The sequence below is a fragment of the Morganella psychrotolerans genome (assembly GCF_965118875.1).
In the GTDB taxonomy this organism is placed as follows: Bacteria; Pseudomonadota; Gammaproteobacteria; order Enterobacterales; family Enterobacteriaceae; genus Morganella; species Morganella psychrotolerans_C.
In genome coordinates this window covers 1-1124 of record NZ_CBCPJD010000055.1, presented here as the reverse complement: position 1 = coordinate 1124, position 1124 = coordinate 1, and the positions used below count along the sequence as shown (strand labels likewise).

Annotated in this window: 1 protein-coding gene; it reads right to left on the bottom strand. The window is 50.1% G+C overall.

What is annotated here, in order from left to right; translation table 11 throughout:
* Positions 1–41: 41 nt before the first annotated feature.
* Positions 42–1124, bottom strand: a 1083-nt coding sequence (tuf, locus tag ACMHKJ_RS19285; protein WP_413496461.1) for an elongation factor Tu, incomplete at its 5' end; no start/stop codon positions are given.

Here is a 1124-nt window from a genome sequence, read left to right as displayed (position 1 = left end):
AAAAAGGGAGCCGGTAGCTCCCTTCTTAATACGCTATCGCGTTATGCAGCAAGAACTTTTGCTACAACACCCGCGCCGACGGTACGACCGCCTTCACGAATTGCAAAACGCAGACCTTCGTCCATTGCGATTGGGTGGATAAGCGTTACGACCATCTGGATATTGTCGCCCGGCATTACCATCTCAACGCCTTCCGGCAGTTCGATCATACCCGTTACATCTGTTGTACGGAAATAGAACTGTGGACGGTAACCTTTGAAGAACGGAGTATGACGGCCGCCTTCATCTTTGCTCAGAATATAAACTTCTGATTCAAATTTGGTGTGTGGTTTGATTGAACCTGGTTTAGCCAGTACCTGACCACGTTGGATATCTTCACGCTTGGTACCACGCAGCAGAACACCGACGTTCTCACCCGCACGACCTTCGTCCAGCAGTTTACGGAACATTTCAACACCGGTACAGGTGGTTTTAACCGTATCCTGGATACCGACGATTTCCAGTTCTTCACCAACTTTAACAATACCGCGCTCTACACGACCGGTAACAACTGTACCACGGCCTGAGATTGAGAATACGTCTTCAATTGGCAGCAGGAATGGTTTGTCAATTGCACGCTCTGGCTGCGGGATATAGGTATCCAGGTAATTTGCCAGTTCCAGAACTTTCGCTTCCCACTCCGGAATACCTTCCAGTGCTTTCAGTGCTGAACCACGGACGATTGGAATGTCGTCGCCAGGGAAGTCGTACTGGGACAGAAGTTCACGAACTTCCATTTCAACCAGTTCCAGCAGTTCTTCATCATCAACCATGTCACATTTGTTCAGGAACACGACCATGTAAGGAACGCCAACCTGACGACCTAACAGGATGTGCTCACGGGTCTGTGGCATTGGGCCATCAGTTGCAGCAACAACCAGGATAGCACCATCCATCTGTGCAGCACCGGTGATCATGTTTTTAACGTAGTCGGCGTGTCCCGGGCAGTCAACGTGCGCGTAGTGACGTGCAGGCGTATCGTATTCTACGTGTGAGGTAGAGATAGTGATACCACGTGCTTTTTCTTCAGGTGCGTTATCGATCTGATCGAATGCACGCGCGCTACCACCGTAGGTTTTAGCCAG